Source organism: Halovenus halobia, from assembly GCF_051414135.1.
In the GTDB taxonomy this organism is placed as follows: Archaea; Halobacteriota; Halobacteria; order Halobacteriales; family Haloarculaceae; genus Halovenus; species Halovenus halobia.
This window is the reverse complement of sequence record NZ_JBLKOA010000001.1, coordinates 475336-500765: the sequence shown is the minus strand read 5'-3', so window position 1 is coordinate 500765 and position 25430 is coordinate 475336. Positions and strand designations below refer to the sequence as shown.

Genomic DNA, 25430 nt, shown 5'->3' with positions numbered 1-25430 from the left:
GTACAGTAGTATGATGTAGTCATGGGAACCAACCTTACCCGACGAAAGGTACTGGGAACGATGGGGACAACTGGTGCACTCGCACTTGCCGGCTGTGCAGTCGGCGAAGAGGAGAGCTCATCGGCAGAATTGAGTATCGGCGTCCTGCAGGACTTCTCGGGACCACTCCCGCAGTACGGCAAACAGGGGACTGCCGGATTTTACAGTGGACTCGCACACAAGGCAGACAGCGACCCACTTGGAGAGGACTCGGTCGACGCAGGCGAATACGAGTACACCGTCGGCGACGTTGATGTCGAGTTGCTCGTTCGGGACACGCAGTTCAACCCACAGGAGTCACAGTCACTCGCCGAGGATCTGGTGACCCAGCAGGACGTCGACGTGCTGTTCGGCGTCGGTAATTCGGGGGGCGCGCTGCGGGTCATCAACCAGGTCGTGTCGCGGTCGGACGTGCCGTTCATCATGGGACCAGCCGCCTCAGCGGGACTGACGGCGAACGCAGAAACCTGCAGTGAGCAGGTCTTCCGGGCCAACGAGAACACCGCAATGGACGCACGAAGCGGCGGTGTCTACATCGCCGAGTCCACCGACGTCGACAAGATGGCGCTGTTCGGGGCTGACGATACCTTCGGCCAATCCGTCGTCGACAACTACCGCACAGTGCTGGAAAACCGTGGTGTCGACATCGTACTCGAGCGGGCAGTCTCCAGCGGCCAGCAGGAGTGGCAGGGACTACTCGAACAGGCCGAAAGCAACGGCGCACAGGGAATGGTCGGCGGATTCACCGCACAGACGCTTCCGTTCTTCGCGTCAGAGTTCCTGTCCGGGAACTACGACCTCCAACTGTTCGGCGGCTTCGCGTCCCGGGTGACGCTGTCCATTGTCGGCAGTACGCTCAGTGATGTCCTCGGCGACAACTTCACGAACGAAGGTCTCGCGGACGCCGATTTCGGCCCGTTCACAACTCGCTATCACTGGAACCAGTACGACAACGACATCAACGACGCCTTCATCGACCGCCACACCAGCGCGTACGGAGTCGTTCCGGACCTGTTCACGAGCGGGGCGTTCACCGCCGCGTCGGCAGTGATTCAGGCTGTCGAGAAGGAAGGCGAAGGCTCGCGTGACGCGATTACCTCTGGCCTCCGTGGAATGACCGTCACCGACACGCCCAAAGGCGAGAACGCCTACACCTTCCAAGAGTACAACAACCAGGCTCGGTCGCCGATGACCGTCGCGAACGTGGAAGTGACGCCAGACGACCAAGACAACTGGCCGGCAGCCATTCAGCCGAGTGAGCCAATCGAGACTGTCGCGCCCGAGAACGTAACAATCCCGGCCAGCGAGATGAGCTGCGACCTGTCGTAACATGCTCCGCACGACCGGTCTCACGAAACGATTCGGCGGGATTACCGCCACCGACCACGTCGATTTCGAGCTCGGCGAGGAGCTGACGTCGCTGATCGGCCCGAATGGTGCCGGGAAAACGACGTTTTTCAACCTCCTGACAGGCCAGTTGACGCCCTCAGAGGGGACGGTCGAGTTCCAGCAGGACGGCGAGTGGGTCGACATCACCGAGGCAAAGCCACAGGAGACTGCACAGCTCGGGATTCATCGCTCGTTCCAGATTACGAACATCTTCCCGACGAGTACGGTGCTGGAAAACGTCCGCGTGGCTGCCCAGGCCCACGGGAGCAACTCGTTGAAGTTCTGGCGCAACGTCAACGCCTTCGAGGGCCACTACGAGGAGGCACAGCAAATCCTCGAACGAGTTGGGCTTGGCGGGCAGTCACAGCTCACTGCCGAAAATCTCAGTCACGGCGAAAAACGACAGCTCGAGGTTGCGCTCGCACTCGCAGGCGACCCAGACGTACTCCTGCTCGACGAGCCGAACGCCGGCGTTTCGACAGAGAACGTCGACGAGATCAAGGCACTGATCAGAGACGTTGCCTCCGACCACGCTGTTCTGCTTGTCGAACACAACATGGACATCGTGATGGACGTCTCCGAACGTGTCGTCGTGCTCAATCAGGGCGCAGTTATCGCCGACGATAGTCCCGAGAACGTCCGTGGCGACCCTGATGTCCAGGAGGCGTACCTCGGCGGCTACGAGGCCGGCGATCTTGAGCAAGCGACGACCGACGGAGGTGTGGTATGACGCTGCTCGAAGTTGATGACATTCACACCTACTACGGCGAGAGTCACATCCTCGAAGGGGTCTCGCTGGAGGTCGACGCCGGCGAAGTCGTCGCGTTGCTTGGCCGCAACGGTGTCGGCAAGACGACCACAATGCGGTCGATTCTCCAGCTGACGCCGCCGGTCGAGGGCTCGGTTACCTTCGACGGGCAGGAACTCGTGGGTCGCGATACCTACGAGGTTGCCGAGGCTGGCATCGGCTGGATTCCAGAAGAACGCCGAATGTTCGCACGGCTGAGCGTCGAAGAGAACATTCGGGCGGCGGTACCTGACGGCGACGGCGTGCCAGCGGCACTGGAGACGGCCTACGAGACGTTCCCGATTCTGCGCGACCGTGCCGACCAGCGCGCGGGTGACCTCTCGGGCGGCCAGCAACAGATGCTCGCTATCGCGCGCGGACTCGTCGGAAACAACGACCTGTTGCTGGTCGACGAACCGAGTGAGGGGCTTGCTCCACAGATCGTGACCGACGTGGGTCGAGCGCTGATGGACGCCGCAGAGGAGATTCCAATACTCCTCGTCGAGCAGAAACTCGGCCTGGCGCTGGACCTCGCCGACCGGTTTTACGTGATGGACCACGGCCAGATTATCGACGAAGGCGAGACGGACAACGTGTCCACAGAAGACGAGCGACTCAGGAGGTATCTCTCAGCATGATAGACCACCTCGCACTCGGTGCAATCGACCTGCTCACATCGCCCGGCGACTTCAGCAGCGTCATCGTCGAGGGACTGGCAAAAGCCAGCCTCTACCTGATGATTGCGAGCGGGCTGACGCTCATCTTTGGGCTGATGGACGTCATCAACTTCGCCCACGGCGCGTTCACGATGTACGGCGCGTACATCGCCGCCGGACTAATGCTTGCCCTCGTGACCGCCGGGATGGGCTTTGGGACGGTGATGTTCGTCTTCATCGTCGTGCTGGCACTCGTCTTCGGCCTGCTGGCCGGCCTCGGAACGATACTCGAGGTAACACTCGTCCGGCGACTCTACGAGTACCCACCGATATACCAGATTCTGCTCACGTTCGGGATTGCGATTACCCTGGAGCAGTTCATGCGGATGATCGTCGAGTTCCGGAATATCAACAACGGCCAGTGGAACTTCGACTGGGCGAGTCCACGCCGCCAGACACTGCCGTCGGAACTGGGTGACGCCGAGCTGTTCTTTATCCAGTTCACGAATCTTCAGTTGTTCGAGATTCTGCTGGGCGCGCTCACCGCTGTCGGTATCTGGGCGTTCCTGAACAAGACTCGATACGGACTGTTCGTCCGGGCTGGCGTCGAGGACGAAGAGATGGCGAAGGCTCTCGGAATCAACGTCCAGCGAACGTTTACCGTCGTCTTCGCCATCGGCTCGGGTATCGCCGGCGCTGCCGGCGTCATCCTGATGTGGGACCCGCTGTGGGGCGTGAGTGTCCCGCTGGCACTGGACGTGTTGTTGCCTGCGTTCGTCATCGTCATCGTCGGTGGCCTCGGGTCGTTCAAAGGGACCATCGTCGCCTCGCTGGTGGTGGGAATGATTGACGCCTTGGGAACGTGGGCGTTCACCACCGGAGTCATCCAGTTTACGGGTATCGACGAGCTGATGATATTCACCATCCTCGTGGTCACGCTCATCCTGCGGCCACGTGGACTGTTCGGTGTCGAAGGGATGGGTGATCACGGATGAGTACCGAAACCACAGATGTCGATATGGCGAACAGTTGGCCCGCACAGTACCTGCAGGACCATACGGTGCACATCGCCGTGGTGCTGTTGTTCGTCGCTTACCCGTTTGTGTACGACATCCTCGTCGACCTGTTCGCGCTGACCGCGGAGATGGTCCTGCCTGAACCGCGGACAATGTTGACCATACTCGCACTCGGGCTGTTCGCGATGTCGTTCGACTTCATCAGCGGCTACACGGGGTATCTCTCCTTCGGGCACGCCGCCTTCTTCGGCATCGGCGCGTACTTCGTCGTGCTCGGATACAACGGCCAGATACCGTTACTCCCAGCAGAATTGCCGTTTATGATACTCATGCTGATGGGTGGGCTCGCTGCCGCGCTGTTCGCGCTGGTCGTCGGACTGCTTGCCTTCCGGCTGAGCGGTGTCTACTTCGCGATGATTACCCTCGGCATCGCCGAGATAATGTACGTCATCTCCCAGCACTGGGATTACCTGACGGTGGACGACTCCGACCCCGCGACGGGCACCGCGGCCGGCTCTCCCCCGGACGTAGAGCTGTTCGAGCCGGTGGTTGGGATTCCGTTTATCGACCCGCTGAATGCTACGGTCCACCCAGCATTCGGCGAGACGACGTTCCTCGGTATCGACTTCGGCGACCCGGTCATCGTCACTTACCTCGCGATGGGCGTCATCGTCCTCATCTGCTATTTCCTGATGCAGCGGATCATCCACTCGCCGTTCGGCCGAGTGATGATTGCCATCAGAGAAAACGAGCAGCGAGCGAAGGCAATCGGATACAACGTCTTCTACTACAAGATCGGCGCGTTCATGATTAGCGCCTTCTTCGGCGCAATCGGCGGCGCGTTACTCATCGTGATCAATGGGACTGCCTCACCCGACACGACACTGTTTTTCCTCGTGACTGGCTTCGCGCTGGTTGCGACAATTATCGGCGGACTCGGGACGCTGGCTGGCCCGCTATTTGGCTACATCTTCCTCGAAGGCGTCGAGGAGTTCCTCGCCCGCAGAGCCAGCGGCGGCGGTCTCCAGCCGTGGTTGCAGGAGATTTTGCCGGGGTCAGTGCTGAACGCCTCAGTCAGCGGCGTCACCGTCGACGAAGGAATGAACGCCTTCATGACCGGTCACGGAGAGTTCTACACCGGGATTATCTTCGTCGTGTTCGTGTTGTTCGTCCCGATTGGGATGCTCGGGACGCTCCGGGCCCGCCTCGGTGCCGACAGCGTGGGTAGGTGGGCAACGACCCGAATCGAGAAATTCCGAACAGAGAGCGAGTCGGAGGCTGGTGTCGATCCGAATCCAACTGACACCGACGCTGACCCGGAGAGCGACTCGGACTAAGCGTCGGCCAAAAACTCCCGCAGGTAACCGTTTACTTCCTCGCTGTCTTCGACCATGAACAGGTGAGAGCCACTCTCGATTCGCTCGTACTGAGAGTGAGAAATGTTCTCAGCCAGCAGGTCGCCATTCTTGACGGGAAGTACCCTGTCGTCGGTGCCGTGCAAGATGAGCGTCGGTACGTCGATGTCCCCAACGCGGTCGCTGGCGTCGAAGTTCACTCCGGCCGCACCCTGTGACTCACGGGCCACCTCGCCAGCGTCCTGTTCGAGTCGCCAGTCGATAATCTGGTCCATCACATCGGGATTGTTCGACTCGAATTCGTCGCTAATCGCTGGTCCCATCCGGTGACGGATCGTCTCGCGCTGGTCTGCGCCCTCGGGAACATCGAACATCTGTTCGAGCGTATCGTCAGGGATAGGCACTGCCTCTTCGCCGCCGTGGGTCGTACAAAACAGCGACAGCGAGACGGCTCGGTCGTAATCGAGAGCATATTGCTGGGCAATCATTCCACCAAGGCTTGCACCGACGATATGCGCACGCTCGACGCCAGCATTCGCGAGTATTGCTTCGATGTCGGCGGCAAGTCCCTCGGTCGAATACCCCGCGAGTTTTGTGAACAACAGGAGCCGAAGCGCCCGTGGCAATCGTGGAACCAGGGGCGGGAGTCCCGCCTCAGAGTGTCCCGTGCCGCGGTTATCCGGCAGGAGGACGCCATACGTGTCGCTGAAAGCGTCACGTTGCCAGTGCCAGGACCACCGACCGACGCCAAGCCCCTGGATGAAGACAATCGGTGGTGTAGACTCGGCGTCGTCATACTCGTAGTACAACCTGAGCCCGTCGTGCTGGACAGTCGGCATACGAGCCACTGTCAGGGGATGCACTAAAATCCACCTCCCGGGCCGCTGCCCTGACGTTTCATCAAGAACCGGAAGGCAATGCTAGGATTTATCACGAGTACTAACAATGGTTTTCTCGGGGGGAACTACAGTGATAGATATCTCGATGGAGATGGAGCAGCAGGATTGCCCATTCATCGACACGACAGCAGACCACGACGTGTCGTTTTCGTCGTTCCAGTGGAATTTCGACGGTGGGGACCGGGAACTCGAAACGCGGATGGTCGTCGAGGGACAGAGCCGCAAAGCCCTCGATAACGCATTACAGGCCCTGCAGGACCACCGGAACATGTACAGTTGCACCCTGCGCAAGCGAATGGGTGAGACAGCACATATTCGAACAACGATCGATGAGACCGACGCGATGCAGACGATTCGGGCGAACGACGGCTACGTGACTGGGCCGTTCCATATCGAGGGGGGGTCCGAGACGTGGCACGTCGGCTTCGACTCGACAAATTCGGCCAACGACACGTTGGCTGACCTCGAGCGCAACAACGAGTTTTCAATCATTTCCCGGAAACAGACCGCACTCGCAGATATGCAAGAACTGATCGAAAAGCGTGACGCCGCAATCGAGTTGCTCCGGGGGAGTCAGCAACTGACAGCGACCGAACGCAAGACGATCACGACTGCCTTCGAGTCGGGATACTTCCAGTCGCCGCGGGAGATGACCCTGAGTGACCTCGCTGCCGAGTTCGACATTTCCAAACCGGGTGTGTCGAAAAATCTCCGGCGCGGACAGCGAAAGATCGCCAGGAGTGTCGCGGGGGCGCTCGAACATCTTGACGAGTCAAACAAACGACCCTGACCGAGGCTCAATGTCTGGTGGTTGTGGGGATAAATACAGCCCACTGCAGTCAAGTGAGTGGCGTCTAACAACGACGTATGCTCACCTGTCCACAGTGTGGCTATCTTCACGGCAGTACGGACGAACGCGGCCGGCCAGCAGGACAGTACGACGATTCAATCGACCAGACAGCGGCACAGGAAGAGGACGGCTCGTTTTACTGTCCGCGATGCAACGAGAAGGTCACGCCTGAGCAGTAGCTACACTTGGTCTTGGTCGTGTGAATCTTCGGGGTCCTTCGGGTCGGTTCCTTTGTTGATTTGCTCGGCGGCGTTGACTACCGGGGGATGTGGGTCCTGCTGGACCTGGAAGTCTGACAGCGAGTTGCCTTCCTCTGGAACCTTCGATTTGGTTCCGAGACCGACACCGCTGGTGACGATGGCCTGAATCCCCTGTTGGACGGACATGTCTACGTCAACGACGCGGTCGCGGTTGACGCTGATGACGAACCCGCCCATAACCGGGTTCGGTGCCATCGGCATGAACAACGTGACCATATCTTCGTGGCCGGCAGCGTCTTCGATGTACTCGGGCGTGTCGGCCGTCACGAACGCAAGTGCATAGGATTCATCGGTTGGGTATTCAACGAATTTCACGTCCTTGAAGCTCTGGCTCTGACTGTCCAGCAGGAGTTCGCTCATCTCGTTGAAACTCGAATAGATTGGACCAACACCGGGGATACTCGTCATTAGGTCATCAAAGGCGTTCTCGACCCGGTCGAAACTCTTCCACTCTATCGAAATGAGGCCGATAAACAGGATAAGCAAAATTAGAGAGATCAGCACAACGATCTCGACCACCCACGTCGGAATGTTTGGTATTCCGAACAGCTGTTCAGCAACGCTCACGAACGGATTGAGTCTGCTGAAGATGAAATTCGCGATAAACCCGAGGATAATGAGCGTCAGCGCCAACGGGACAGTGAGTATAACCCCGCGGATAAGCCCATCACGCAATCGGCGTCGGAGCCGCTCGCCACGTGCGCTCGGTCCGCCAGTTGTCAAAAGTACCATATCGGCACAACGAAACGGGGGCTCGAAAGGATTGCGGTACCCGCAATTGTACGGCCACAGTGACTGTCTGACGAGGCGTTCATACATGTCAGGTACTATTCTCGGACAGAGACCGAGTCCAGCCACAGCATACTACGATGTCGGACGCAGTAAGGTATCGAGACCCGATTTGGTGAGGTTGACCACGCGTTTGCGATATACTGGCCGCTATTCGGTGAGTCCTCCGATGAAAACCCGCCATTACGTCCGAACGATACCTGCAAAATCAGGAGTTTCGCTTTTAATATACCCAGTCAAAGTAGTAGATGTGAGCTTCATGGCCCACCCATGGAGGTAGCAAAGCGGTGAACGGGTACGTTGGGACGGTGCGACCCACAGCAGTGACACGGACTGTGTCCAGAGCGGAGCTGTAGTAGCTACAACTCCAAACTACCAAATAGACGAAACTACTGCTAAAGTACCAGAACTCTTTGAATACTACCAATATACCCAAGTTGCCCAATACTAACTGCTCAGGGGGTCTCCGTTAGCTGCAATTCCGTCAGAGAAACAGATGTTCCATCTTTGAGATGTTGACACCAACCAAACTATTATTACATATTACTCCTAAGATGCATATGCAATGGTAGGGTCAGTAGTCACAGCACTACAGAGAATCGTACTGTCAACTGGAGGGTTCGGTCTAGGCCACACTCCAGGAGACGAAGCAATCTTCCTGTGGATAGGTACTGCCGGGATGTTCCTCGGCATGTTGTACTTCATCGCTACAGGTTGGGGTGTCACGGATCGTAGGATGAAGAAGTTCTACATCGTCACGATCATGATCGCCGCCATCGCGTTCGTGAATTACCTGGCGATGGCCACAGGGTTCGGTGTCATCGACTTAGCACCGTTCTTCGGTGGCGAGGAGAAGGTCGTTTATTGGGCCCGGTACACAGACTGGATCCTGACGACGCCGCTGCTTCTGTATGACCTGGCACTACTAGCAGGTGCCGATTCAGAAGACATCGCGGCTCTCGTCGGCCTCGACGTGATGATGATCGTCACGGGTATCATCGCGACGCTGGCAATTATCCCACTCGACCCGCTCGCGACTGGCATCGATGGGATTGACGCTCACCGTGTCGTCTGGTGGGGCATCAGTACCGGCTTCATGGTGGTGCTGTTGTACTTCCTGTTCGGAGGCCTTTCAGACAAGGTCTCCCAGCTCAACAGTGACGCAAAAAGCACGTTCAATCTCCTTCGGATCCTGGTCGTCGTCCTCTGGTCGGCATACCCAGTCTGGTGGCTCATCGGGAGCGAAGGACTCGGTATCCTCAGCCTGACTATCGAGACTGCTGGGTTCGCAGCACTCGACCTGACTGCGAAGATCGGATTCGGTATCATCCTGCTGCGCAGCCACAGTATCCTCGAATCCGAACCTGCCGCGACGGGCGACGCCGCGACTGCCGACGACTGACGACAACGCGTTCCGCTGACGACGATTTCTTTTTTTTTGCGTGTGATCCCCACCCAGATGAATCTACGAGCGTACCTGAGGGGAGCCACTCAGTTGCTCGTGGGTCTGCTGGTCGATAAACAGGGAACTAAACAGCAATATCAGCATTCTCCACAATCAAGTGTGAATTGCTCTCCCTCAGTTGACACGGAGTCAAGTACCCGTGGTTCAGACACCGGGCTCGAACTCGTCAGCCTGCAAACCACGGCGCACTGGTTCGTGTTCTGCGTCTGTCGGTGGCGGGGCAGTCACAAGTACAGCCGCTAAGCGCTCGGCATTATCAGCACGGATGCCGCGGTCGTGTTCTGCGGGTACTGTTACTACTGAACCCGGAGAGACATTGTGAATCTCGTCGCCGTCCCGGACGATACCAGTTCCGGACTGCACGACAATGGTCACATCGCTATCCGGAGCGTGGACCGGAATGAACTGACCAGGCTCGAAATATCCACAGACCGTCTTCGAGTTTTCTGATTGGAATACCTCACGTGTATTGAATTGGTTATCGGTGTACGAGCGTTCGGCGGTGATATCTGTTGCTGGCATCGTCCATTACTGAGGGCTTCCCTCACCTTGGGGTTACCCCGAATACCTTTGTCACAGCCTCGGGGGTGAGGAATTTGCATAGTACTGGTTGCTGGTATAATGCTGTCTCCGAACATGTGTACGTAATTCCCAGACGGTGGGACGACGCAGCCCCCTCATATGACGGCTGTTCTTACGATCATACCTGTATGACCGACCAATATCCCTCCCCAGCAGATAGCCTCTCACGGCGGAAACTTCTTCTCTCAGCCGGAGCAACCGGGACTCTGGCACTGGCGGGCTGTGCGGACCAGGCTGACAGTACGGGTGACCCTGAGACTGGGAATAACAATGGCAGTTCGCCTGATGAGTCACTGCCGACCGGACATCGGTCACCAGAACTCAAGCGGTGGGTTGACGAAGTTCCGCGTCCCGCAACAGTCGAGCCAACGGGCACGAAAAACGGACAGCCATACTACGAAATCGAGATGCAGGAGACACAGCAGAAGTTACACCGTGACCTGGCTGAAACCACCGTGTGGGGATACGAAGGACTGGTCCCCGGCCCTACTATCGAAGCTGAGCAGGGTGAACCAATCTACGTCAGATGGAAAAACGACCTTCCCAGCGACCATCTTCTCCCAGTCGACACAACGATTCACGACGATATCATCCCCTACGACCTTGATGGCGTTCGAACGGTGACTCATCTCCACGGTGGGAACGTCGAAGACGCTAGTGACGGGAAAGCTCGCGGTTGGTTCACACAGGATTTCGCCGAGACGGGACCAAATTTCGAGAAGAAAGACTACTATTACGCGAACGACCAACCACCAGCGACGCTGTGGTACCACGACCACGCACTTGGAATTACGCGGCTGAACGTCTATGCCGGTCTTTCAGGGTTCTATCTGCTGCGTAACGACCACGAGCGCAGTCTTGACTTGCCGAACGGTGAGTACGAAATTCCGCTAGTTCTGCAGGACCGGAAGTTCACTGAAGACGGTGAAATGTACTATCCGGATGGGCCTGTCGACAGCGAAGACGGTCCCGACCCGAGTATCGTCCCGCAGTTCTACGGTGACGTGTCAACGGTCAACGGGAAGGCGTGGCCGCGGCTCTCTGTCGAACCACGGCAGTATCGGTTCCGACTGCTCAACGGGGCAAACAGTCGATATTACCGGTTGAAATTGTTGAGATACGACGAACAGTCTGGTGAGACAGGCGCAGACGGCCCAGAATTCGTCCAGATTGGAACCGACGGTGGGCTCTTTTCTTCACCGGTCGAACTGGATGGACGGCTCGAACTCGGTTCTGCGCAGCGAGCAGACGTGCTCGTCGACTTCAGCGAGTATGCGGGTGAGACACTGCTGGTCCACAACGACGCGCCGGCGATGTACCGGGGCCAAAGCAGGGCAGAAGCAGATAACGTCGAACCGCTTCCAGAAGTTATGCTGATTGACGTAGCGGAGTCAACTGAGGAACAGACCGATTCTCAGGTCCCCACATCGCTAACGCAAATTCCCAAACTGTCGCTGGATGACGTTGACAACGAGCGATATCTCCCGTTATTGCAGCTGGGCGATGATTACGGACGACCGCTATTCCAACTCGGTTCGGAAGATGGTCAATCCGGACACAAGCTCACCGACCCGGCAACCGAGACACCGACAGTCGGTGACACCGAACTCTGGAGCATTTCCAATTTAACCGGTATGTCTCACCCGATGCATCTCCACCTCGTCCACTTCCAAGTGTTAGGTCGGCAGTCAGCCGGCTATGATCCTGCTGACGAGATTAGGCCTGGATCTCTCAAACCGCCAAAGGAGTCCGAACAAGGCTGGAGTGACGTGGTCTCCGTCGACCCAGGAGAAGTGGTCCACATCCTCGTCCACTTCGGTGAGTACGAGGGGCTATTCAACGACCAAACTGGTGAGTATATGTGGCACTGTCACATGATCGAACACGAGGATCACGACATGATGCGCCCGTTAGATGTCAAACCGGATTCAGCAGACGAGTCAACGTAGCTGCATCCAGACAGTGCGCATCGCGTACCGTTCGACAGTCGCGCATTATATCCGATACACTTTCTTACTAAACGTACACACTGACAATGAAAGATGCTCGTACCCCCGAGGACGAGCAGCCGTCGGTACAGGACGTTCTCGATGCACTCAGTGACCCTGATTGCCGAGCTATCCTTCAACAGACAATCGAACCTATGACTGCAAACGAACTCATCGACGCCTGCGAGATCTCAAAATCGACGTTGTATCGAAAGCTCGACGTGCTTACTGCAGCCTCACTCTTGAAAAAACGTGAGACAATCAGTCTCAATGGAGGACGAGTCACGCGATACGAGTGTTCGTTCGGGGATGTGAATATCTCTCTGAACGAAGCCGGTGAGTTTTCGGTCGGAATCAAACGACCATCTCGGGCAACTGACGAACGACTCGCGGATATTTGGTCGATAATGGGAGACGAATTATGAGTGAGATTACGACCGCGATTGTCATCGTCAAATCAATCACTCTCCTGCTCGGCGGCGGAATCACCTACATCGCGATGAGAGCGTACCGCCGGACCGGCGAAAGGTCACTTCGGGAACTAAGCATTGGATTCGGGATTATTACGCTTGGTGCCGCACTCTCCGGCGCCGCCAACCAATTGTTTTCAGTATCGATAGAAACTGGCGTATTCGTTAATAGTACATTCCTTGCAGTTGGTCTTACCGTTATTCTCTACTCGCTGTATATTCAGTGAAGGCCTCTTGGACGAACGAGGAATCGGCACTGATGCCGAGAAGCGCTGCACCGTGGTCTTCAATTTTGTCGAGATGTTCCTGCAGTGCGACCATCTCGTTGGAACACGGCTCTGCGAATTGGGAGGAACAACGGCAGGTCGTCGCCGAACGACACGCTAAGCTCAAGCGACGAGACTTCCTTCACAAACTCTCGAACTACTACCCGCGAGAATACGACTTTGTGGCCGTGGAGAACTTGGACGCGAAGGGACTAGTCGAACTGCCGGGCAACTCTCGTAACCAGGCGGAAGCGGCTTAGGGGACGTTCCTGCGGATGCTCGAATACAACTGCAAGCGCGAGGGAACGCACTTCGTCGCGGTTGATCCGCTGCTTCTCGAAACGGGTGAATCGGTCCACCGAATCGTGAGTTGAGTGGACAGTAGAGAATTCGGAGATCAGTCGTCGGGATCTTCCATTTCGTCGATTGCGATGGCCGCGTGGGCGTACGCCCCGCCGGCTTGCATTTCGACGGCGACCCACATCGCCTCCATGAGTTCCTCGTCAGTAGCACCTGCGTCTCGAGCGTGGTCCGCCTGATCAACGAGACAGGACTCGCACTGGAGCGCGTGAGCGACGCTGACTGCCAGCAATCGCTTCGTCTGTTCCGACAGTGCGCCATCATCGAAGACACGGTCGGTGAACGTCCGGAAAGAATCCAATGTATCCGGTGTCATTGTGCCACGTTTTTCCTCCGATACCCCCTCAAAGGCATGGCTGCTATTGACACGAGTGCTGTCAGCGCGGACTGCTGCTGCGACCCAGATCGCCTCCATCACTTCTTCACGAGTAGCCCCTGCCTCCTGGACGATCCCCACGTGGCCGCGAATACAGTACGGGCACTGAGTCACGTGCCCGACGGCGACTGCCATCAACTGCTTCGTCTTTTCCGATAGCGATCCTTCTTCGAACACTTCTCCACTGAATTCACGGAACGCAGTATTTATCTCCGGTGCGAGTGAGGTCCGTTCCTGATACGTCTCGCGGGTCGCAGGTGGAAACATCTGGTCAGTCATAACTGCTAACAATAACAACAGCAATCCTAATATACGTTGTCGGCAATATATTCTTGTCTCTGAAAGTGAGATTTCCCCGAATGCTCGAACTCCCCAGCCCTGAGACAGTTCAGGGCATATTTTCAGACAGACCGTTCATCGATACCTCGTGTTCCTTCTTGGAGTGCAAATTCGATTGTTGATGTACCGAGCGTTTGCCATCTGGTTAACATCTCTGCCGGAACAACTTTCTGCGGAACGAAGTGACCGCGATAGAAGCGCACACGCGGTATTTAGCCAAACAAATTACGCACAATCTCGAAGCAACATATCGGCTCGAAATACACCCTTCCTTTGTGGGATGGTGTGCGTAATACCGAGATGATTGATCGTGAGCGCAATCGTGACGAACGGCACTGTTCCTAACCGATCGCTGCAACGAACGTTCTGCTACCCCCGAGTCGGTGACTGGTACGACACTACCGAGACCGTTACCAAGCAATTCACCTGCCGACTGTGACTGTTCAAGTACGAATCTCAGGAACCGGAGTCAGTACCCTCATCTGACGATGGTTTCATGGATTTCAACCTGGTTCGGACTGTCGAATGTCTGTTCGGGCGTGGACTCGTCAAGTGTCTGCTCAAACGAAGAACCCCGGCCACGGGACGAAGATATTCGCCCGCAGGGCTACGCCGGTGCCAGTGAAAGCCGTAACCAAGTCCAATCAGCCATGTCAGAGACGACTATCGACTTCAACCGAGCACTCGGTAACCTCGTTCGCGAACGGCCCGCGTACGCAAATGTACTCGAATCGTTCAACATTGACTATTGTTGTGGCGGCGACCAGAGCCTCGCAGACGCCTGCCGGGAACGAGACTTCACCGTCGAGGAACTCCGAGATGAACTCGAAGCGGCAGCCCAACGTGGCGCAAACGTAGAGGGTGACTGGGACGGGCTTGACGAACTCGCCGATCTAATCATCGAGACCCATCACGACTACCTCCGTGAGGAACTCCCCGAACTCCGGGATCTCGTCGAGACAGTCAGCCGTGTCCACGGCGAGAACCACCCGGAACTGCATACGATCGAGGAGGTGTTTCCGGCCCTAGCTGAGGAGATGCGAGACCACATCGAGGAGGAAGAAGAAGACGGGTTCCCGATCATCCGGAAACTGGCTCGTGGCGAGTCGCTGACGGAGTCGGAACGAGCACGATTACAGGATGAACTCAAACACTACGAGGACGACCACGAGGAGACAGCTGAGTATCTGGACCGCATCGCCGAGTTGACTAACGGTTACGAGGTACCGGCGGATGCTTGTCCAACCTACGAGGCCACGCTCTCGCGGCTCGAAGCCCTCGAAGAGGACACACATATGCACGTCCACCGGGAGAACAACGTACTCTTTGAGGAGGCCAAAACGCTGTTGAAAGCCCAAGGCTGAGACTGGTCCAGTAATTCTCGAAGGTGAAGATACGACAGCAACACACCTCGGCGTCTGGTGTGTCTATCATTCGATGAGTCAGAGGTGGGTGTCATTCGATGGGGACCTCGACGAGTGCCATATCACCGCCGACCGCAGATTGGAGTGCTTCTTTCAGAGCATTTTTTGAGTCGGGTCGGTATCCGTCGATACCGAAACTCTCTGCGAAAGTCATGAGGTCCGGGTTTGTCAGTCCAGTTCCGAATGTCTCGCCCGTGTGGTCGTGTTGTTTCTTCGATATGAGTCCGTAATCGTTGTCGTTGAATACGATAATTGTGTATCCACAGCCAGAGCGAGTTGCGGTCTCGATCTCAGCGGCATTCATAAGGAAGCCACCGTCACCGGTTGCCGCCACGACATTCGCGTCGACCGCCAGATCGGCTGCGAGCCCTCCCGGAACCGCGATTCCCATCGAAGCAAGACCGTTCGAGATTATGCAGGTATTCGGTTCGTACGTCGGGAAATTCTGCGCGATCGCCATCTTGTGGTTACCGACGTCGGAGATCAGAACGTCCTCAGAGGCCATCGCCTCGCGCAACACCGGCAGAACGCCCTCTACTGTAAACGGCGCTTCTGGCTGGGGATCACGGTCGACAGCAGTGACGATACGTTCCTGAAGGTCCGCGTACCACTCCGTATCAAACGTCACGGCAGCTGAGCGGTACCATTCTGTAAGTGAACTGAGCGCCCGGCCGATGTCTGCGACCACTTCCACATCTGGGTCGTAGGCTTCGTACACCTCGGCCGGTTCGCTGTCGATGTGAACAAGCGGGGCGGTCCCGTCGTTCCAGTCCGCTGGGTCGTGTTCGGCGATATCGTAGCCGACCGTGACGACTAAATCCGCCCGAGCGACGGCGGTCGCAGCCTCACCGTTTTCACCTGAATCCAGCGTCATGAGCGAGTGTACTCGGCTGTCGGAGACGGCGCCTTTTCCCATGTACGTGGAGACGACCGGGATTCCGGTCTCGTCGACGAACTCTCGAAGCTGGGAGGCGGCATGAGTCCGAACGGCGCCGTTGCCGGCGAGGATAATCGGTCGCTGGGCCGTCCGTAGACGCTCCTGTACACGGGCGAGGGCGTCGGGGTTCGGAGCTGCCGCGGCCACCCGGTCACGCACCGGAAGCGGCTGCGCGTCCGTCTCCTCGGCAGCCACATCTTCGGGAAGTTCGAGGTGAGTCGCGCCCGGTTTTTCGTATTCAGCGACCTTGAACGCCTTCCGGACAGATTCGTGGACAATTTCAGGGCTATCGAGTTGCGTATTCCACTTCGTCACTGGTTCAAACGTCCGTAACACATCGATAGCCTGATGGCTCTCCTGATGGAGCCGTTCAAGACCACCTTGTCCTGTGATTGCCACCAGCGGGCTCTTGTCTAGGTGTGCGTCTGCGACGCCAGTCAACAGATTCGTCGCGCCCGGACCGAGCGTTCCGAGACAGACGCCGGCCTCACCAGTCAGTCGGCCGTGGACGTCCGCCATGAACGCTGCACCCTGTTCGTGCCGGACGGGTACGAACGTCACCTTCGAGTCCCGAATCGAGAACAGGAGGTCCTCAAGCTCTTCTCCGGGGACACCGAAGACGTGTTCGACACCTTCGCGTTCGAGGCAAGCGACCAGTAGGTTTGAGGCCTTCATCACTCTACCCACACAGTTTTGCGGTTGACAAACTCCCGAATCCCTGGTCCGGCAAGCTCGCGGCCGTAGCCAGATTCACCGACGCCGCCGAACGGCACCCGCGGGTCAGACTTGACCAACTGGTTCACGTACGTACAGCCGGCGTCGATTCGACGGGCGACGGTTTCGCCGCGGTCACGGTCTTCGGTCCAGATGCTCGCTCCGAGGCCAAACTCGGTATCGTTTGCTTTGCGTACAGCTTCGGTTTCACTTTCGACCTCGTAGACGGTTGCGACGGGGCCGAACGTTTCCTCCCTGTCGACCGGACACCCATCGGGGATATCGGTTAGCACGGTTGGCGGATAGAACGCACCTTCCCGATCCAGGGGTTCGCCGCCGGTCAGTATCGTCGCGCCGGCTTCGGCGCTCTCAGCCACCTGCTCGTGCAACTCCGCCATGAGTCCCGTTCGAGCTTGTGGGCCCATATCGGTCTCCTCGTTCATTGGGTCCCCGACTGTGAGTGATTCGATCTCGGCAACGAACTGGTCGAGGAATTCTTCGTAGACATCGGTGTGGACAATAAAACGCTTGGCCGCGATACAGGACTGGCCGCCATTCTGGTTACGCGCCCACACGCCCGTTACGGCGGCCTCTTCGACAGCTGCATCGTCCAGCACGACAAACGGGTCGCTCCCGCCGAGTTCGAGGACGGTCTTTTTGAGGTGTTCACCGGCAGTCGAGGCGACGGCCCGGCCCGCGGGGCCGCTTCCCGTTATTGTCGCTGCGCGGACCCGGTCATCCGCGAGGATATCGTCTACCTGCTCGGAGGGAACCAGAAGCGATTGGAAGGCGCCCTCGGGGTAGCCGGCTTCGCGGAACACTTCTTCGATGGCAAGCGCACAACCGGGGACGTTCGAGGCGTGTTTTAGTAGCCCGACATTTCCAGCGGTGAGATACGGCGCGGCGAAGCGAAACACCTGCCAGAATGGAAAGTTCCACGGCATCACAGCCAACACCGGGCCGAGGGGCTCGTGGACCGTTTTGACTGTTGACCCCGGCGGACTTGCGTGGTGGTTCGCCGCGAGATATTCGCCCGCGTGCTCGGCGTAATGGTCACAGACCCAGGCACACTTTTCGACCTCTGAAACGGCCTGTCCGACCGGTTTTCCCATCTCTCGAACCATCGTCTCGGCGTACTCCCGGGTATTCTCCCGGAGTACATCTCCGGCGGCCGCGAGCAGTTGCTCACGTTCTCGTAACGGGCTGTCGCGCCACCCATCGAACGCCGTAATCGCCTGGTCCAGTGCGTTATCCACCTCGGTTTCGGTGTGTTCGTCGTACGTACTGACTCGCTCACCGGTAGAGGGGTCGACTACATCCATGTATGTTATGCCACGTGACAGTGAGGGATGAAGATTCAGACGAATTGATTCTCGAATGAATATAAATGTGGGCAGAACTGTCGTGGACTACCTAACGTGCGTGTGCCGGTGAGTTACTTCCGCCAGTTGTGTAACCATCTTTCGGTGCTCCATATCTCTCAGTGTAAGAAAGCTCCAATCCGGAGACCCGAACAGGTTCGGGACTGATATTTCCACGTTGTGTGCCGGAACGTTTCGTATGTCCTCACAGAGTCTTGGGGGGTCCGCTCCTAAACCAGACTTGCCGTCGCAGGCAGTTAACCGAACAGCAGCGAAGTACCTGTTCGCAATCTCAACCCTCTCGAAAGATGAATCCGGCCGTGTGGCGACTGGCGAAATTCAAGACTATCTCGACGTTTCACCCGCGAGTGTCACTCAAATGGTTACGAAGTTGGCAGAACGGGGTTTGGTTGATCACGAAAAATACGAAGGGGTGTACCTCACCGACGAGGGCAAAGTAATTGCGACTCATCTCACTCGTCAGTTCTGTGCGGTCACCAGCTTCTTTGATTCTGTGCTCGACACGGTACTCGACGAACAATCCGCGTTCGAGATCGGCTACCAACTCCCGGACGAAGCTATCGACCGATTACGCGAACTTACTACTGGCTCTTGTCTCGATGTCTGTCCGGAATCTTCCGGAGGGGCCAACTGCTGTCACGCCTGATGAGAGAATCGAAGTGTGGCCGACCGCACTCCGGAGTTTATAAAACATATAAATTACTCCCGAACATATTCACACCAAACTACTTTTAGGTCTGCCTAAAAGATGTAGATGGGAGCTGCCACCGATACAGGCGGCAACCAATACATGCCATACGCTAAACTCGAAGTTACGGTCCCAGAGAATATCTGGATCAGTGAACTGTCCCAAGACTATCCAGCCACGAGATTTCGGATTCTCGCAGCGACGGCCGACGATGAACGAGGGGTCGCCCGGTTGGAAATCATCGGTCCGGTTGCCGGACAGGTCTGTGAACAGATAGAGCAGTACGAAACCGTCACAGAACTCTCAGTGTTCGAGCAGGAGGCGAACCGGCGACGGGTCCAGGTAGAAACGACAGTTCCTGTCCTGTTGAACGCGATTCAGACTGCGGGGATTCCCCTCGATCTACCCGTCGAGGTTGATAACGGAACACTCACACTGGAAACGACGCTCTCTCAGAAGAAACTCTCGACGCTGGGTGAGACACTGGATAACTTTGGCATCAAATACACTGTTGAACGCATCCAACAGGAAACGGAGTCAGAATCGCTTTTAACAGAACGTCAGGAAGGCCTACTGCGGGAGGCAATTGAACGCGGTTACTACGACACCCCTCGTCGGATCACACTCGTCGAACTGGCCGAGGAAGTCGGTATCGCAAAGTCGACCTGCAGCGAAATCCTCCACCGCGCGGAGGGACAGGTCCTCAAGCAGTTCCTCGGCGGCGATTGTGAACACCAGCCCGACATCTCAATCACTGCTGATTGAGGCCAGATACCAAATCAGTCATAATCAAACGGCCCCGAAGGTATTCGCCAGGCTCTCTATCCGAATTCGACACGAAATTAGATTATGTCAGAAACAGATGTGGAAGAGGATATACTCGTTCAGTTTCACCCGCAGCAATGGGTCGAGACACCAGGAAAGGCGCATGAATCGGGGCGAAGACAGTTGACTGACGCCGAAGAGCGCGACCCAGTGACGTTCCCGGTCCCGCGCGAAGACGCGACTGACTCCGAGAGGAATGTCTATCCCGACGAATCCTACGAAGCCAACCGATTGCAGGACCATCCTGCGGCACCTGACTGGGTCAACGATTGGGATGGACCGTACTTCGTCCTGACTGCTGTCAACAGCGACGAGTCTTGAAGCCTGTTTCTCGGGGTGTGTGACGCACAGGGCCATAATCTTGCCGCTACTGTACCATCAACTGGACACAATTATCGACCGATAGCTCATCATCGCTCCTTATATGAAACCCACCCGAAGGTATTCGACACCGCGCTTTCGACTTCCGACAGGGACCGATTAATATGGCCCGGATTTGTGCCGAACTACGGCTGGAAGCCAACGTAAGTCCCCTTTCGACTTTGCCAGAGTCCGTCGGCCCGGTTACACCACTGGCGCTGGTCCTTCTCGATTTTATTCTGACAGGGTCAACGCCGCCCGGCGACTCCGGGTTGGCGAAACTTGTAGAGGAGAATAAATTCAGTCCCGGCCACCGTTCTGAAGAACCAACGGAAAATAACCACCAGGAACAGTACGAATGGCTCAGTGATGAGGTGCAGTCAGTAACCGAGGTGTACGCGGAAGACGGTGATCTCCACCTAACGCTCACAGTCGAAAACAGGGAACGACTCCGGGATCTTATTGCTGGGATCGAACGAAGACACGGGACCACATCTATCAAGCGCTTGACCGAAGTATCTGAGTACGACGGGCCCACGTCGGACCAAAGCAATCAGCATCGACAAACACCGGCACTACTCGAACAGGAGAACAAACGAGCAGGTCTCCCACAAGAACTTCGACAGCGACTGACTGAGCGACAGTACGAGGTTCTCACCGTCGCTTACGAGAACGGCTACTTCGAGTACCCACGGGATTCGAATGCCGAAGCTGTCGCCGAAGAGTTGGGAATCACCGCCTCGACGTTCACCGAACATCTCAGCACCGCACAGTCGAAACTAATGGGCGAACTGCTTGAGCCAGCTGAGCAGAGTTTCGATCAGTAGCACACGTCGAAGCCTCACTCACGAACGGCAAATTCGCCCGATTCGAACTGCGTGAGTGTCGGTTCACTGTTCGCGTTCGGGTCGAAAGCGGTGAACGCAAAGGCTTGCCAAAGGATTCGCTCTGGGTACGGTCGCTCAGTGACATCGATGCCGAACTCGGCGGCGAGAGCGTCGTGGTCGAGTTCCCCCATGTTCGTCGGCACATGAACACGTCTGGGAATGTCGTCGATATCGAGGCCAAACGACGGAAACAGGCAGTAGTTATCGCTCGGAGCCGGATGGTAAATTGCTCGCTCTCCCGGGAACCGAACCACCAGTTCAGGGGTTGTCGGAACGGCTGTCCCGTGTTCGGTTTCGACAGTCTGCTCAGAAAGTGAAAATCGCTGACGGCTCCCGGCCGGGATCAGTTTCTTCTCTCCCTCGATTTCGAGTTCCAGACCATCAGATGTGACGTGTTGAATATCGATTTGCGGAGGCGAATACGTCGAAACCAGCGCCGTCTTTGAGTCACCGACAATTGTTCCGTCCACGACGATTTCAAACTCGTCATCGAAGGACTGCAACAGCGTCGGTTCGTGGCGTGAGTCGTGAACGAGGGGTGCGAGGTCGTGTGTCGTCGCACAGACTCCCGTCCATCCCTCGCGTGGCGGCACCACAGTCGGGAGCCGATTGCGCCAATAAAACACCCTGTCGTTCTCTCCCGACCGGTACGGTACCGAATCTGGGAAAAACTGGTCACCGAGACAGGTCGGTTCGAGTTCCGAGTGTTCGAGTTTACATTCGACGTACGGCCCGTTCCAGACGAGTGGCGAGTCGAACGCAGTCGCGGGTGCCTCCTGCCAAGTCACTGGCGCGGACATCTGTGACGCAATCTGTCCATTCCTCATAACGGTTCTCTGTGGGCCTACCGTATCGATTCGTGTGCGAATATCTTCGACAGCAGTCACTTGCGAGACGTGTCCGAACGGAACGTTACAATGGGAGAGGTACGCCACGAAGCAACCGATGCCAGTTCCAACGAGCTTTTCGACAGGTACACGCTGCCAAAGATAGCGCTGACCATCATCCTGATTGCCTCGCTCGCCGGGACGTTCCTCACAGTTCGCCTCAGCGGAGTGGAGTCGCTTATTATTGTTGTCGCGAAGTGGGGATATCTGGTGAGTCTCGGCGTTCTGGTGGGTGGTTTGTGCTGGAAACACCTCTTCGTCCGCCCACAAGACCTCAATGACGGGACAGACGAGTACTGCAGTCAGATGTACAACCGATTCGACACCATCGCCCTATTGGCAACGATTGTACTCGCCGTGACGGGAGGGATTGTTCTCCCCAGATACTGGCGGTCCGCTCTTGGAACGATTGTTTCGGTGTCCGTGACGTTACTTTTTATTGGATTGCTCGCTGTGCTCGTCATCTCACAGTTCCGCACACAGTCAGTCGAGCAACAGTTCCGCGGCGCACTGGGCGTGAGCAGGTTCGCATTTGCGGTTGGTCTCCTCGCCGCAACCTCCGTCGCGGAAGTCGGGCTTCGGCACGGGACTGTCGGTCTGGCAGGGATTCGAACACTGCACCTGCTTGCGTTTGCCATCTGGCTCGGTGGTGCCGTCTGGAACATTTTCGTGGCTGTGCCAACAGGACAGCAATCCCCGACCATCCCAGTTGTCAGGGCGGCAGGGCAACAACTCGAACGATTCCGCTGGGTCGTCCGGTTCATCTTCCCGACGATATTTGTCACTGGCCTCTATCAGGCGTACTCCTCTTTCGGTAACAGTCTCACTGTCTACCTGGGGTCGTCGCTCGGACTAATCGTGGTGGCCAAACTGGGACTTATCGGTGCCCTCGTCGTCATATTCAAACTCTGCCCCATGTGGCGAGCCTGTTCTCCGATCGAGGGGGTCTGCGATCTGGAGGAGATGGGCCAGACGGATCAAATAAACACCACGGAGGGGACAACCGATGACTGAACAAGACACCATCCCCACGGAACCGCCGGACTGCGAGCCGAAACTGACCGTCGACAACCGGGGGACCGGGTGTGCGAACGGTATCGTACGTGTTCAGCGCGCTCTCGAAGACTTGGATGGTGGTGACGTACTCCGAATCCAAAGCACCGACCGTCGGGCAAAAATAGAGTACCCGAAACTCGCGGCCCAGACGCCCCACGAACTATTGGCTATCGAATCTGAGCGAAAGCGACTTATCCGCAAAGAGTACACGACATATCTCAGGGTTCGCCCTGAGTGACCGGACGTCGGTGAATTCGCAGTTTCCATGCCAAACTATCTGGAGTATATGTGGCTCGGCCCTGAACATATTTGGACGAGGTTGTGGCTCGGGTTCACGTCCCGGAGCAGTATCCAAATCTCTAATTGGTCCAGCCGACGAATTACCAGTGAGCGCTCTCGATGACAGTCACCCTCGAAATCTGGGCTGAGCGACTCGACAACGCACTTGACATCTACACCCGACTTGTCGAAGAGGAACTCGCTAACGCCGATTACGCGGAGCTGTCCGAAGAGAGCAAACAATATCTCGATGAGTGTTGCGAGCACAGACTCGATTCGGCGACGCGACCCGGCGAAGTCCTCGCGGCCAGAATAAACGAGCTGTACCTAGAGGCCCGCGAGAAAGAAGCGGTGTACATCGGACAAGCACGGGAGCAGGAACAGACGGATTGGGGTAACATCGTCACCGAGACAGCCTCGATACGGGAGGCCGCCCGGCGAGTCCACACTGCGGGATTTGAAGTCGGCCCAGACCACGACAACTCGGGTTATGTGCTTCCAGAGGAGATGTGCCCTGCATCCCTTGTTTCGATGAACGCCGGGTCGGCACCGTTCACTGTCGATGACAGGGTTACACAGTACGAAGCCTTTGCCCGCCATTTCGATGTCACCTCAGCGGTTGTCTATTACCCGGGTTCAGGTCACGACGTGAGTCCATCGGCTGCATTTCCAGGGAGTCGTGTCGTCTACGCGGATGTCGACGCGGCAGCGATGGACGATCTCGACAAGGCCGGCTACGAGACGGTCTGGGCGGACGCAACAGCGCACGAACTCGAGACGGGAGCCGATATAATTCTCTTCCAGAATGCCGGCCTCATGGAGGAGCCGATCGTCACGCGTAATCTGCGAGAAGGTGGGTGGGTGCTCGCGAACAATCATCTGGAGTCTGCCGAGCATGTCGCTGCGTTGGAGGCGGTTGAATTGGTAGGTGTGATTCCGGACGAAAACCGTAGAATTATCAACACGTCGAATCTGGACGGTTATTTGTCCCGTATTAGCACTGAACCAGAATCGGCCGTTGACCCGGATTCACAACCCCCGCTCACAAAGGGGTCATCGCTCGACACCTACGTGTTCAGAGCAAAATATCTGTGAGAAACGATAGGATCAGCCGGATTTAACAGGATACTTGAAATACCTCACACAATGTGCAGTTCGTATCCGTCGTCGACGAGCGCCCCCACATCGGGCTGATGAGCGTCTCCGGTAATCTCAAACCCCTCATCCTCGACAGTCTCGACAACGCCCTTGTGGGTCGCGCAATGATTGCAAACACCAGTAATTAGCCCGCGCTCTTTGGCCGCTCTGTAAGCGTCGAGTGCCGGTGCAGGGCGGTCCGACAGTTCCTCGAACCAAAAGGTCGAGCCACCGTCGAACCAGACGACGACCTCGTGGCCCGCGTCGTCGAGCTGTGTAGCGTATTCGAGTGGATTTGCAATCTTCCCCGGATTCCCCGGCGGCGACAACAGCAGGAATGCATGTTTCGACATGACTGTCTATTTGTGGGAGATACGAATATTGGTCGTTGCGAATATATTCCTCGCAGTAACTGAAAAGGCGATGTCACTGGGGTCCGGATTCTGCTGGCGAACCTGCGAGCCGGTCTTCGAGCCAATCGAACTGTGCCGAGAGTTCCCGTCGCCGCTGTCGTTTGATAACCGTCGCGTCGAGCAGTTCTCCGACCACCGCAACATCGAGTGCGAATTCAGTGACCGCAGTCACCTCGCTACCCGTCTCGGTTTCCGTTACGGTATAGATGGTCTGCATCGCCTCGAAGATGCCCTCACGCTGCTCGTAGGCGAGATCCGCTCCCTGATGGTCGGTCAGTTCGAGCGTCAGTTCTATCGTTGCGATCCCAACGCTGTTTGCGACTTCGATGATCTCACCGTCGATGGATACGTCGTCGAATCCGGCAGCCATCATGAACGGCTCAAGATCGGTCATAACCTCTCGGACGGTGGCGGGCGATTCGTCGAACCGCTGTGATACTGTGATTGAGTTCATGTGTTTCCCATCGTGTGTGTCGTGTCGACCAAACGGTATCAGTCCGCTTCGTCGGTTCTGACGCGGCACGGATATCCTTATTTGCGAAGAGCTTCCTCAGA

The 25430-nt window shown here is 57.0% G+C and carries 29 protein-coding genes and 1 pseudogene; 20 read left to right on the top strand and 10 right to left on the bottom strand.

Annotated features, from left to right (window positions below):
* Window positions 1–21: 21 nt before the first annotated feature.
* From ACMGFM_RS02790 to ACMGFM_RS02770, 5 genes are read left to right on the top strand one after another with little or no spacing between them, the layout of a single operon-like run.
* Window positions 22–1368 (top strand): ABC transporter substrate-binding protein, encoded by a 1347-nt coding sequence (locus tag ACMGFM_RS02790; protein WP_436900830.1) that lies wholly within the window; start codon window positions 22–24, stop codon window positions 1366–1368.
* A gap of 1 nt (window position 1369) precedes the next feature.
* The gene (locus ACMGFM_RS02785) at window positions 1370–2158 is read left to right on the top strand and encodes an ABC transporter ATP-binding protein (RefSeq protein ID WP_436900829.1); all 789 of its coding nucleotides are present in this window, start codon (window positions 1370–1372) and stop codon (window positions 2156–2158) included.
* Window positions 2155–2853 (top strand): ABC transporter ATP-binding protein, encoded by a 699-nt coding sequence (locus ACMGFM_RS02780; RefSeq protein WP_436900828.1) that lies wholly within the window; start codon window positions 2155–2157, stop codon window positions 2851–2853. The genes ACMGFM_RS02785 and ACMGFM_RS02780 overlap by 4 nt, the downstream gene beginning before the upstream one ends.
* Window positions 2850–3866, top strand: coding sequence for a branched-chain amino acid ABC transporter permease (locus ACMGFM_RS02775; RefSeq protein ID WP_436900827.1), 1017 nt, complete (start codon window positions 2850–2852; stop codon window positions 3864–3866). The genes ACMGFM_RS02780 and ACMGFM_RS02775 overlap by 4 nt, the downstream gene beginning before the upstream one ends.
* A complete protein-coding gene (locus ACMGFM_RS02770; RefSeq protein ID WP_436900826.1) occupies window positions 3863–5224 on the top strand; it encodes a branched-chain amino acid ABC transporter permease in 1362 nt (453 codons plus the stop codon). The genes ACMGFM_RS02775 and ACMGFM_RS02770 overlap by 4 nt, the downstream gene beginning before the upstream one ends.
* Here the strand turns inward: ACMGFM_RS02770 and ACMGFM_RS02765 are convergent.
* Window positions 5221–6081, bottom strand: coding sequence for an alpha/beta fold hydrolase (locus ACMGFM_RS02765; RefSeq protein ID WP_436900825.1), 861 nt, complete (start codon window positions 6079–6081; stop codon window positions 5221–5223). The genes ACMGFM_RS02770 and ACMGFM_RS02765 overlap by 4 nt on opposite strands.
* A 130-nt stretch (window positions 6082–6211) precedes the next feature.
* Here ACMGFM_RS02765 and ACMGFM_RS02760 point away from each other — a divergent pair, with 130 nt between their 5' ends.
* Both ACMGFM_RS02760 and ACMGFM_RS02755 read left to right on the top strand, forming a co-directional pair.
* Window positions 6212–6931 (top strand): helix-turn-helix domain-containing protein, encoded by a 720-nt coding sequence (locus ACMGFM_RS02760; protein ID WP_436901730.1) that lies wholly within the window; start codon window positions 6212–6214, stop codon window positions 6929–6931.
* Window positions 6932–7008: 77 nt separating this feature from the next.
* Complete coding sequence (locus ACMGFM_RS02755; protein ID WP_436900824.1) at window positions 7009–7170, top strand: hypothetical protein; 162 nt, start codon at window positions 7009–7011, stop codon at window positions 7168–7170.
* Here the strand turns inward: ACMGFM_RS02755 and ACMGFM_RS02750 are convergent, their stop codons facing one another.
* A complete protein-coding gene (locus tag ACMGFM_RS02750) occupies window positions 7171–7983 on the bottom strand; it encodes a DUF502 domain-containing protein (RefSeq protein WP_436900823.1) in 813 nt (270 codons plus the stop codon).
* A gap of 709 nt (window positions 7984–8692) precedes the next feature.
* On the opposite strand from ACMGFM_RS02750, the gene ACMGFM_RS02745 reads away from it, so the two are divergent.
* Window positions 8693–9442 (top strand): bacteriorhodopsin, encoded by a 750-nt coding sequence (locus tag ACMGFM_RS02745; protein ID WP_436901729.1) that lies wholly within the window; start codon window positions 8693–8695, stop codon window positions 9440–9442.
* A gap of 207 nt (window positions 9443–9649) precedes the next feature.
* On the opposite strand, the gene ACMGFM_RS02740 is transcribed toward ACMGFM_RS02745, so the two are convergent.
* Window positions 9650–10027, bottom strand: coding sequence for a cupin domain-containing protein (locus tag ACMGFM_RS02740; protein WP_436900822.1), 378 nt, complete (start codon window positions 10025–10027; stop codon window positions 9650–9652).
* A gap of 188 nt (window positions 10028–10215) precedes the next feature.
* Here ACMGFM_RS02740 and ACMGFM_RS02735 point away from each other — a divergent pair, with 188 nt between their 5' ends.
* The 3 genes from ACMGFM_RS02735 to ACMGFM_RS02725 all read left to right on the top strand — a co-directional run bounded on the left by ACMGFM_RS02735 (window position 10216) and on the right by ACMGFM_RS02725 (window position 12772).
* Entirely contained in the window at window positions 10216–12036 is a 1821-nt protein-coding gene (locus tag ACMGFM_RS02735) for a multicopper oxidase family protein (protein WP_436900820.1), read from the top strand.
* An 86-nt stretch (window positions 12037–12122) separates the two neighbouring features.
* Entirely contained in the window at window positions 12123–12500 is a 378-nt protein-coding gene (locus ACMGFM_RS02730) for a helix-turn-helix domain-containing protein (protein WP_436900819.1), read from the top strand.
* Entirely contained in the window at window positions 12497–12772 is a 276-nt protein-coding gene (locus tag ACMGFM_RS02725; protein ID WP_436900818.1) for a DUF7521 family protein, read from the top strand. Before ACMGFM_RS02730 ends, ACMGFM_RS02725 begins: the two co-directional genes overlap by 4 nt.
* Here the strand turns inward: ACMGFM_RS02725 and ACMGFM_RS02720 are convergent.
* Window positions 12744–12866 carry a thioredoxin domain-containing protein gene (locus ACMGFM_RS02720; protein WP_436900817.1) on the bottom strand — a complete coding sequence of 41 codons (123 nt, stop codon included), beginning with the start codon at window positions 12864–12866 and terminating at the stop codon, window positions 12744–12746. The genes ACMGFM_RS02725 and ACMGFM_RS02720 overlap by 29 nt on opposite strands.
* 7 nt (window positions 12867–12873) lie before the next feature.
* On the opposite strand from ACMGFM_RS02720, the pseudogene ACMGFM_RS02715 reads away from it, so the two are divergent.
* Window positions 12874–13140, top strand: a pseudogene (locus ACMGFM_RS02715) (RNA-guided endonuclease TnpB family protein); the annotation flags it as partial.
* Between the two features lie 68 nt (window positions 13141–13208).
* On the opposite strand, the gene ACMGFM_RS02710 reads toward ACMGFM_RS02715, so the two are convergent.
* The gene (locus tag ACMGFM_RS02710; RefSeq protein ID WP_436900816.1) at window positions 13209–13826 is read right to left on the bottom strand and encodes a carboxymuconolactone decarboxylase family protein; all 618 of its coding nucleotides are present in this window, start codon (window positions 13824–13826) and stop codon (window positions 13209–13211) included.
* Between the two features lie 710 nt (window positions 13827–14536).
* Here ACMGFM_RS02710 and ric point away from each other — a divergent pair.
* Complete coding sequence (gene ric / locus ACMGFM_RS02705) at window positions 14537–15250, top strand: iron-sulfur cluster repair di-iron protein (protein ID WP_436900815.1); 714 nt, start codon at window positions 14537–14539, stop codon at window positions 15248–15250.
* Between the two features lie 91 nt (window positions 15251–15341).
* Here ric and ACMGFM_RS02700 read toward each other — a convergent pair whose 3' ends face one another.
* Both ACMGFM_RS02700 and ACMGFM_RS02695 read right to left on the bottom strand, forming a co-directional pair.
* Window positions 15342–16922, bottom strand: coding sequence for an acetolactate synthase large subunit (locus ACMGFM_RS02700; protein WP_436900814.1), 1581 nt, complete (start codon window positions 16920–16922; stop codon window positions 15342–15344).
* Window positions 16922–18283 carry an NAD-dependent succinate-semialdehyde dehydrogenase gene (locus ACMGFM_RS02695; protein WP_436900813.1) on the bottom strand — a complete coding sequence of 454 codons (1362 nt, stop codon included), beginning with the start codon at window positions 18281–18283 and terminating at the stop codon, window positions 16922–16924. Before ACMGFM_RS02695 ends, ACMGFM_RS02700 begins: the two co-directional genes overlap by 1 nt.
* 238 nt (window positions 18284–18521) lie before the next feature.
* Between ACMGFM_RS02695 and ACMGFM_RS02690 the strand changes: the two genes are divergently transcribed.
* The 4 genes from ACMGFM_RS02690 (at window position 18522) to ACMGFM_RS02675 (ending at window position 21043) form a co-directional block, all read left to right on the top strand.
* Complete coding sequence (locus ACMGFM_RS02690; RefSeq protein ID WP_436900812.1) at window positions 18522–18989, top strand: metal-dependent transcriptional regulator; 468 nt, start codon at window positions 18522–18524, stop codon at window positions 18987–18989.
* Window positions 18990–19133: 144 nt separating this feature from the next.
* Window positions 19134–19796, top strand: a complete 663-nt coding sequence (locus ACMGFM_RS02685; protein ID WP_436900811.1) for a helix-turn-helix domain-containing protein — start codon at window positions 19134–19136, stop codon at window positions 19794–19796.
* 84 nt (window positions 19797–19880) lie between these two features.
* A complete protein-coding gene (locus ACMGFM_RS02680) occupies window positions 19881–20177 on the top strand; it encodes a hypothetical protein (protein WP_436900810.1) in 297 nt (98 codons plus the stop codon).
* A gap of 164 nt (window positions 20178–20341) precedes the next feature.
* On the top strand, window positions 20342–21043 hold the full coding sequence (locus ACMGFM_RS02675; RefSeq protein WP_436900809.1) for a helix-turn-helix domain-containing protein: 702 nt from the start codon (window positions 20342–20344) through the stop codon (window positions 21041–21043).
* 14 nt (window positions 21044–21057) lie between these two features.
* On the opposite strand, the gene ACMGFM_RS02670 is transcribed toward ACMGFM_RS02675, so the two are convergent.
* Complete coding sequence (locus tag ACMGFM_RS02670) at window positions 21058–21903, bottom strand: hypothetical protein (protein ID WP_436900808.1); 846 nt, start codon at window positions 21901–21903, stop codon at window positions 21058–21060.
* A 117-nt stretch (window positions 21904–22020) separates the two neighbouring features.
* On the opposite strand from ACMGFM_RS02670, the gene ACMGFM_RS02665 reads away from it, so the two are divergent.
* The 3 genes from ACMGFM_RS02665 to ACMGFM_RS02655 all read left to right on the top strand — a co-directional run bounded on the left by ACMGFM_RS02665 (window position 22021) and on the right by ACMGFM_RS02655 (window position 24420).
* Entirely contained in the window at window positions 22021–23004 is a 984-nt protein-coding gene (locus ACMGFM_RS02665; protein ID WP_436900807.1) for a hypothetical protein, read from the top strand.
* On the top strand, window positions 22997–23284 hold the full coding sequence (locus tag ACMGFM_RS02660; RefSeq protein ID WP_436900806.1) for a sulfurtransferase TusA family protein: 288 nt from the start codon (window positions 22997–22999) through the stop codon (window positions 23282–23284). The genes ACMGFM_RS02665 and ACMGFM_RS02660 overlap by 8 nt, the downstream gene beginning before the upstream one ends.
* A gap of 161 nt (window positions 23285–23445) precedes the next feature.
* A complete protein-coding gene (locus tag ACMGFM_RS02655) occupies window positions 23446–24420 on the top strand; it encodes a hypothetical protein (protein ID WP_436900805.1) in 975 nt (324 codons plus the stop codon).
* A 44-nt stretch (window positions 24421–24464) separates the two neighbouring features.
* On the opposite strand, the gene ACMGFM_RS02650 is transcribed toward ACMGFM_RS02655, so the two are convergent.
* Window positions 24465–24815: a DsrE family protein gene (locus tag ACMGFM_RS02650; RefSeq protein ID WP_436900804.1), complete on the bottom strand. Its 351-nt coding sequence runs from the start codon at window positions 24813–24815 to the stop codon at window positions 24465–24467.
* A 73-nt stretch (window positions 24816–24888) separates the two neighbouring features.
* The gene (locus tag ACMGFM_RS02645) at window positions 24889–25269 is read right to left on the bottom strand and encodes an SRPBCC family protein (RefSeq protein ID WP_436900802.1); all 381 of its coding nucleotides are present in this window, start codon (window positions 25267–25269) and stop codon (window positions 24889–24891) included.
* Window positions 25270–25430: the final 161 nt, after the last annotated feature.

Coding starts and splice junctions, on each gene's coding strand:
- ACMGFM_RS02790 (WP_436900830.1), top strand. CDS start 22: ATGGGAACCAACCTTACCCGACGAAAGGTACTGGGAACGATGGGGACA.
- ACMGFM_RS02785 (WP_436900829.1), top strand. CDS start 1,370: ATGCTCCGCACGACCGGTCTCACGAAACGATTCGGCGGGATTACCGCC.
- ACMGFM_RS02780 (WP_436900828.1), top strand. CDS start 2,155: ATGACGCTGCTCGAAGTTGATGACATTCACACCTACTACGGCGAGAGT.
- ACMGFM_RS02775 (WP_436900827.1), top strand. CDS start 2,850: ATGATAGACCACCTCGCACTCGGTGCAATCGACCTGCTCACATCGCCC.
- ACMGFM_RS02770 (WP_436900826.1), top strand. CDS start 3,863: ATGAGTACCGAAACCACAGATGTCGATATGGCGAACAGTTGGCCCGCA.
- ACMGFM_RS02765 (WP_436900825.1), bottom strand. CDS start 6,081: ATGCCGACTGTCCAGCACGACGGGCTCAGGTTGTACTACGAGTATGAC.
- ACMGFM_RS02755 (WP_436900824.1), top strand. CDS start 7,009: ATGCTCACCTGTCCACAGTGTGGCTATCTTCACGGCAGTACGGACGAA.
- ACMGFM_RS02750 (WP_436900823.1), bottom strand. CDS start 7,983: ATGGTACTTTTGACAACTGGCGGACCGAGCGCACGTGGCGAGCGGCTC.
- ACMGFM_RS02740 (WP_436900822.1), bottom strand. CDS start 10,027: ATGCCAGCAACAGATATCACCGCCGAACGCTCGTACACCGATAACCAA.
- ACMGFM_RS02735 (WP_436900820.1), top strand. CDS start 10,216: ATGACCGACCAATATCCCTCCCCAGCAGATAGCCTCTCACGGCGGAAA.
- ACMGFM_RS02730 (WP_436900819.1), top strand. CDS start 12,123: ATGAAAGATGCTCGTACCCCCGAGGACGAGCAGCCGTCGGTACAGGAC.
- ACMGFM_RS02725 (WP_436900818.1), top strand. CDS start 12,497: ATGAGTGAGATTACGACCGCGATTGTCATCGTCAAATCAATCACTCTC.
- ACMGFM_RS02720 (WP_436900817.1), bottom strand. CDS start 12,866: ATGGTCGCACTGCAGGAACATCTCGACAAAATTGAAGACCACGGTGCA.
- ACMGFM_RS02710 (WP_436900816.1), bottom strand. CDS start 13,826: ATGACTGACCAGATGTTTCCACCTGCGACCCGCGAGACGTATCAGGAA.
- ric (WP_436900815.1), top strand. CDS start 14,537: ATGTCAGAGACGACTATCGACTTCAACCGAGCACTCGGTAACCTCGTT.
- ACMGFM_RS02700 (WP_436900814.1), bottom strand. CDS start 16,922: ATGAAGGCCTCAAACCTACTGGTCGCTTGCCTCGAACGCGAAGGTGTC.
- ACMGFM_RS02695 (WP_436900813.1), bottom strand. CDS start 18,283: ATGGATGTAGTCGACCCCTCTACCGGTGAGCGAGTCAGTACGTACGAC.
- ACMGFM_RS02690 (WP_436900812.1), top strand. CDS start 18,522: ATGTCCTCACAGAGTCTTGGGGGGTCCGCTCCTAAACCAGACTTGCCG.
- ACMGFM_RS02685 (WP_436900811.1), top strand. CDS start 19,134: ATGCCATACGCTAAACTCGAAGTTACGGTCCCAGAGAATATCTGGATC.
- ACMGFM_RS02680 (WP_436900810.1), top strand. CDS start 19,881: ATGTCAGAAACAGATGTGGAAGAGGATATACTCGTTCAGTTTCACCCG.
- ACMGFM_RS02675 (WP_436900809.1), top strand. CDS start 20,342: ATGGCCCGGATTTGTGCCGAACTACGGCTGGAAGCCAACGTAAGTCCC.
- ACMGFM_RS02670 (WP_436900808.1), bottom strand. CDS start 21,903: ATGTCCGCGCCAGTGACTTGGCAGGAGGCACCCGCGACTGCGTTCGAC.
- ACMGFM_RS02665 (WP_436900807.1), top strand. CDS start 22,021: ATGGGAGAGGTACGCCACGAAGCAACCGATGCCAGTTCCAACGAGCTT.
- ACMGFM_RS02660 (WP_436900806.1), top strand. CDS start 22,997: ATGACTGAACAAGACACCATCCCCACGGAACCGCCGGACTGCGAGCCG.
- ACMGFM_RS02655 (WP_436900805.1), top strand. CDS start 23,446: ATGACAGTCACCCTCGAAATCTGGGCTGAGCGACTCGACAACGCACTT.
- ACMGFM_RS02650 (WP_436900804.1), bottom strand. CDS start 24,815: ATGTCGAAACATGCATTCCTGCTGTTGTCGCCGCCGGGGAATCCGGGG.
- ACMGFM_RS02645 (WP_436900802.1), bottom strand. CDS start 25,269: ATGACCGATCTTGAGCCGTTCATGATGGCTGCCGGATTCGACGACGTA.